The following is a 5,260-nucleotide window of genomic DNA, read 5'->3' as shown; positions in this document are numbered from 1 at the left end:
CGCAACGACCTTACCCGCACCGGTCGAGACGGGGGCAGCCGCACCGGATCGCTCGGAGTCGCTCGTCCCGGTCGCGTCGCCGATCGGTGTCGGGCCGTTCTCGGTGCGCGAGGTCGTGCTCGGGGGTGTCTGGTTCCTCGCGTTCGTGATCTCCTTCCTGCCCTATCTTCCGCCGCTGCCCTACCCGATCTGGGCGGTGGGCCTGGACTGGGTGCTGACCATCGCCGTTCCCACCGTGGCGGTCGGCCTCCTCGCGCTGCGGCGGCTCTCGCCGGGTGCGATCCGACGCGTCGGCTCGCTCGGCCTCGACCAGTTCGCCTCCGTGGCGTTCTCGATCTCGCTCGTCGCCTGGCTCGCCCAGCTCTGGAACGCCGCCGCTGTGGTGCGCACGTACGGCGGCGCACCATTTGCCCCCGTGATCTGGATCGAGATCGTGCTCGCCCTCGCGGGTGTCGCGCTGACAGTCGCGGCACCGCTGATCCCGTTCGCCAGGGACGATTTCCGGGGACGCGAGCGTGCCGACGCCCATCCGGCGGCCGCCCCCGTCCGGCCCGTCGCACCGCGCCCCGCACGGGTGGCGGTCGTCGCCCGGTCGGTCGCGACAGGCGAGACCGCCGCGCCGGTCGTCGCCTCACCCACCGTCGCGCCGGCCGTGGGTGTGGCCGCCCCCGAGCCGACGCCGAATGCCGTGCGCACGGGCCAGCCCTTCTGGGCGCTGCTCCCCGACGAGCGCACGGTGGTCGATGCCGAGGGTGCGCCCGTGTTCACCGTCGGTCCGGCCGCATGGGCGCTCGTGATCGAGGACCGCGACGGTGTCTTCGTCGTCCGACATGACGACGGCCGAGTCGGCTTCCTCCACGAGTCGGCGGGGGCTGTCCGCGGCTGATCCGCTCGTGCGACGGCGCGCCGGATAAGCTGGAGGGATGCTCCGCACCATCGACCTGCGCGGCCGGCACCTCGGCACCGCCGACCTGCTCGCCGCCGTGCCCCGCGCCACGGCCGCCCGCGCCGAGGCCCTCGCCGCGGCATCCGCTCTCGTCGAGGACGTCGCACACCGCGGTGAAGACGCGCTGCGGGAGCAGGCCGACCGGTTCGACGGGGTCACCGACCACGCGATCAGGGTTCCCGCCCACCACCTCACCGAGGCGCTCGATGGTCTCGAGACGCCCGTGCGATCGGCGCTGGAGATCGCGATCGCCCGTGTCCGCCGGGCATCGGCGGCTCAGATTCCCGCATCCTCGGCGGTCGAGCTGGGTGACGGTGCCGTGGTCGCCCAGCGCTGGCAGCCGGTCCGTCGCGTGGGTGTGTACGTTCCGGGCGGCAAAGCGGTCTACCCGTCGAGCGTCGTGATGAACGTCGTTCCCGCTCAGGTCGCCGGCGTCGGCGTCGTCGCGCTCGCCTCGCCCCCGCAGCGGGAGCACGGCGGGCGGGTGCACCCGGTCGTCCTGGCGGCCGCAGCTCTCCTCGGCGTCGACGAGGTCTATGCCATGGGCGGTGCCGGCGCGATCGGCGCCTTCGCGCACGGTGTCGCGACGCTCGACCTCGACCCGGTCGATGTGGTCACCGGGCCGGGCAACAACTTCGTCGCCGCCGCCAAGCGCGCGGTCGCCGGTCTTGTCGGTACCGATGCCGAGGCCGGCGCGACCGAGATCCTCATCGTCGCCGATGGCGACGCCGACGCCGACCTGGTGGCGGCCGACCTCGTCAGTCAGGCCGAGCACGATGAGCAGGCGTCCGCGGTGCTCGTCACCGACAGCGAGCCGCTCGCCGATGCCGTGCGCGACGCCGTTGAGCGTCGCGTCTCGGTCACGAAGCACGGCGATCGCGCCCGGGCAGCGCTGAACGGCGATCAGTCGGCGATCGTGCTGACCGACGGTCTCGAGCAGTCCACCGCGTTCAGCAACGCCTACGCGCCCGAACACCTCGAGCTGCACCTGGTCGCGCCGGATCCCACCGACTTCGTCAACGCGGGAGCGATATTCGTCGGCCCGTACTCACCGGTGAGCTTGGGTGACTACCTCGCCGGCTCGAACCATGTGCTTCCGACCGGGGGGCAGGCCCGCTACGCCGCCGGCCTGTCGGCGGCGACGTTCCTGCGCCCGCAGCAGGTCATCACCTACGATCGCGACGCGCTCGAGCAGGTGCGCTGGGGGATCGTCACCCTCGCCGATGCGGAGGATCTCCCCGCGCACGGCGAGGCCGTCGAGGCCCGCTTCGAGGCGTAGTCTGTCGCTGCCATGCACTGCCCGTTCTGCCGCCATCCCGACTCCCGGGTGATCGACTCGCGCACCAGCGACGACGGTCTCAGCATCCGTCGTCGCCGCCAGTGCCCGCAGTGCGGCGGTCGGTTCTCCACGATCGAGACGGCGAGCCTCAACGTCATCAAGCGATCCGGTGTCGTCGAGCCGTTCAGTCGCGAGAAAGTCATGTCGGGCGTGCGCAAGGCGTGCCAGGGGCGACCGGTCACCGAGGGCGACCTCGCGTTGCTGGCCCAGGCCGTCGAAGAGGCGGTGCGTCAGACGGGCGCCTCTCAGGTCGACACGAACGAGATCGGCCTCGCGATCCTCGGCCCGCTGCGCGAGCTCGACGAGGTCGCGTACCTGCGGTTCGCGAGCGTCTACCAGGCCTTCGAGTCGCTCGAGGACTTCGAGTCGTCTATCGCCGCGCTGCGCGCGGACCACGCGTCGCGCCCCGCGCCCCGCGCCGACTGACGGGGTCGCCGGCGGAGCGGCGCGCCCACCGCCGCCCGGTAGCCTGGAGGCGATGTACGCCTTCCTCTTCCGGCATCTGCTCACCCGCATGGACCCGGAGTCCGCCCACCACGCGGCGATGCTCGTGATCCGGGCCCTCGCGGTGCCGCCGCTGTCGTGGATCGCCCGCGCAGTCACCGCTCCGGTGCCCGAGCACGCGCGCGAGGTGCTGGGCCTCCGGTTCGATTCCCCGTTCGGCGTCGCGGCGGGCTTCGACAAGAACGGCACCGCCGCGCTCGGCCTGTTCGCCCTCGGGTTCGGGCATGTCGAGGTCGGCACCGCGACGGCCGTGCCGCAGCCCGGCAATCCGCGACCGCGCCTGTTCCGGCTCGTTGCCGACCGCGCGGTGATCAACCGCATGGGCTTCAACAATGACGGCGCTGCCGCCCTGGCGCGACGGCTGGAGAAGACCCGTCGCCGTCGCCGTCGCCCCGTGATCGGCGTCAACATCGGCAAGAGTCGCGTGGTCGCCGTCGAGGACGCCATCGGCGACTACGTCCGGAGCGCGACGCTGCTCGCCCCGCTCGCCGACTATCTCGTCGTCAACGTCTCGTCGCCGAACACGCCCGGGCTTCGCGGGCTGCAGGCGATCGACACGCTGCGCCCGCTGCTCGAGGCGGTTCGGGATGCCGCGGGCGCGGCGCCCGTGCTCGTCAAGATCGCGCCCGATCTCAGCGACGAGGACGCCCTCGGTATCGCCCGGCTCGCCGTCGACCTCGGACTGGCCGGCATCATCGCCACGAACACGACGATCTCCCGCGAGGGCCTGCGCACCGACCCGGCGATCGTCGCCGCGGCAGGAGACGGCGGGTTGTCCGGTGCCCCGATCGCCGAGCGCTCGCTCGCGCTCCTGCGCGTGATCCGCGGCGCCGTGCCGGCGTCGTTCGCCGTGATCTCCGTGGGCGGGGTGGAAACGGCGGACGACGTGCAGGCGCGTCTCGACGCCGGGGCCGACCTCGTCCAGGGGTACACGGCGTTCCTCTACCGCGGCCCGCTCTGGGCGCGGCAGATCAACCGCGCGCTGCCGCGGGCCGCGGCATCCGTCTGACGGGTCGTTCCGTCGCAGGAAGGATGCCGCGGGTGCGCGCGCTCAGGAGGGGTACTGACCGCGCTTGACCTGGGCCTTGGGCAGGCGCATGAAGCGCATCTGGATCGAGCGCATCGCTCCATACCAGCCGAGGCCCTTCTCGATGCGGTCGGCGCCGAACTTCCGGCGGGCCGCTCGCTTGATACGCGCGGAGAGCACGACCATGTCGATGACGGCGAGGGCGACGAACGCCCACAGCGCGATGTAGGAGAAGAACTGCACGGTGGAGTTGTTGACGACCATCGCCAGCAGCACGAGCACCATCGCGGGAAGGATGAGCTCGCCGAGGTGCCATCCGGCGTCGACGTAGTCACGCACGAACCGACGCTGCGGGCCCTTGTCACGCACCGGCAGGTAGCGCTCCTCGCCGGCCGCCATGCCGACCCGCGCCTTCTCGCGCTGCACGGAGAGCTCCGCGCGGGCGCGGGCCTTCGCCTCCTTGGTGTCCGGCACGAGAGGGCGCTTGCGCGCGGCCTCCTGCTCGGCACGGGAGGGGGTCGGACGGCCCTTTCCGCTGACGGTGTCGTCGGAGTCCGCAGGGGCGTCCTTGGGTGCGGGGGCGGCGGGAGTCTTGGCCACGGTGATTCCTCGGGGTCGAACTGGGGTGTGCTTAAGATTACCCGCATGACCTCCGAGACCGCCCGACGTGATGCCCTCCGCGAATCGGTGGAAGGAGGCATCCCGGCAGCCCTCGCCGATCTCGGCGATCTGGTGCGCATCCCCTCGATCGCCTGGCCCGCGTTCGATCAGTCGCAGGTGCAGCGATCAGCGGACGCCGTGGCAGCCCTCGCGACCGGGACGGGGGTCTTCGACGACGTGCGCGTGGTGCGCGCAGCGATCCCCGGATCCGACGAGCTGGGCCAGCCGGCGGTGCTGGCCACGCGTGCCGCTCGCAACGGCCGACCGACGGTCCTGATGTACGCCCACCACGATGTGCAGCCGACCGGCGATGAGGCGCTCTGGGAGACGCCGCCGTTCGAACCCACGCTTCGAGACGGCCGTCTCTACGGACGGGGAGCCGCCGACGACAAGGCCGGTGTTCTCGTGCACATCGCCGCCGTCCGTGCACTGGCCGAGACGTTCGGCGACGACCTCGACCTCGGCCTCGCGCTGTTCGTCGAGGGCGAGGAGGAGTACGGCTCCCGCTCGTTCGCGCAGTTCCTGTCCGACAACAGGGAGGCGCTGGCCGCCGATGTGATCATCGTGGCCGATTCCGGGAACTGGGATCTCGCGACACCGGGGCTCACGGTCTCGTTGCGGGGCAACGCCCGCTTCACCCTCACCGTGCGCACACTCGACCACGCCTCGCACTCGGGGATGTTCGGGGGCGCGGTGCCGGACGCGACGATGGCCGCCGTCAAGCTCCTCGCGACGCTCTGGGACGATACCGGCGCGGTCGCGGTGCACGGCCTGTTCGAGCGCC

6 protein-coding genes are annotated in these 5,260 nt (G+C 72.0%); 5 read left to right on the top strand and 1 reads right to left on the bottom strand.

The window, feature by feature from the left end; all coding sequences use genetic code 11:
* From ASG00_RS12270 to ASG00_RS12255, 4 genes are all read left to right on the top strand, one after another.
* Positions 1-886: hypothetical protein (locus ASG00_RS12270; RefSeq protein ID WP_235559569.1), on the top strand; the 886-nt coding region annotated here is incomplete at its 5' end.
* A gap of 37 nt (positions 887-923) precedes the next feature.
* On the top strand, positions 924-2,225 hold the full coding sequence (hisD, locus tag ASG00_RS12265) for a histidinol dehydrogenase (protein WP_045247243.1): 1,302 nt from the start codon (positions 924-926) through the stop codon (positions 2,223-2,225).
* A 12-nt stretch (positions 2,226-2,237) separates the two neighbouring features.
* The gene (gene nrdR / locus ASG00_RS12260) at positions 2,238-2,711 is read left to right on the top strand and encodes a transcriptional regulator NrdR (protein ID WP_045247244.1); all 474 of its coding nucleotides are present in this window, start codon (positions 2,238-2,240) and stop codon (positions 2,709-2,711) included.
* Positions 2,712-2,763: 52 nt separating this feature from the next.
* Positions 2,764-3,798 carry a quinone-dependent dihydroorotate dehydrogenase gene (locus ASG00_RS12255; protein WP_056209941.1) on the top strand — a complete coding sequence of 345 codons (1,035 nt, stop codon included), beginning with the start codon at positions 2,764-2,766 and terminating at the stop codon, positions 3,796-3,798.
* Positions 3,799-3,840: 42 nt separating this feature from the next.
* On the opposite strand, the gene ASG00_RS12250 is transcribed toward ASG00_RS12255, so the two are convergent.
* On the bottom strand, positions 3,841-4,416 hold the full coding sequence (locus ASG00_RS12250; protein WP_056209939.1) for a DUF3043 domain-containing protein: 576 nt from the start codon (positions 4,414-4,416) through the stop codon (positions 3,841-3,843).
* Between the two features lie 45 nt (positions 4,417-4,461).
* Between ASG00_RS12250 and ASG00_RS18455 the strand changes: the two genes are divergently transcribed.
* Positions 4,462-5,260 (top strand): M20/M25/M40 family metallo-hydrolase (locus ASG00_RS18455; protein ID WP_235559568.1); only part of this gene is annotated, 799 nt, incomplete at its 3' end.

The sequence above is a fragment of the Microbacterium sp. Leaf351 genome (assembly GCF_001423825.1).
GTDB lineage: Bacteria > Actinomycetota > Actinomycetes > Actinomycetales > Microbacteriaceae > Microbacterium > Microbacterium ginsengisoli.
This window is presented reverse-complemented; position numbering and strand designations above follow the sequence as displayed.

What these genes read in the sequence shown, in the direction of transcription:
- ASG00_RS12255 (WP_056209941.1), top strand. Translation starts at nt 2,764, where the DNA reads ATGTACGCCTTCCTCTTCCGGCATCTGCTCACCCGCATGGACCCGGAG.
- nrdR (WP_045247244.1), top strand. Translation starts at nt 2,238, where the DNA reads ATGCACTGCCCGTTCTGCCGCCATCCCGACTCCCGGGTGATCGACTCG.
- hisD (WP_045247243.1), top strand. Translation starts at nt 924, where the DNA reads ATGCTCCGCACCATCGACCTGCGCGGCCGGCACCTCGGCACCGCCGAC.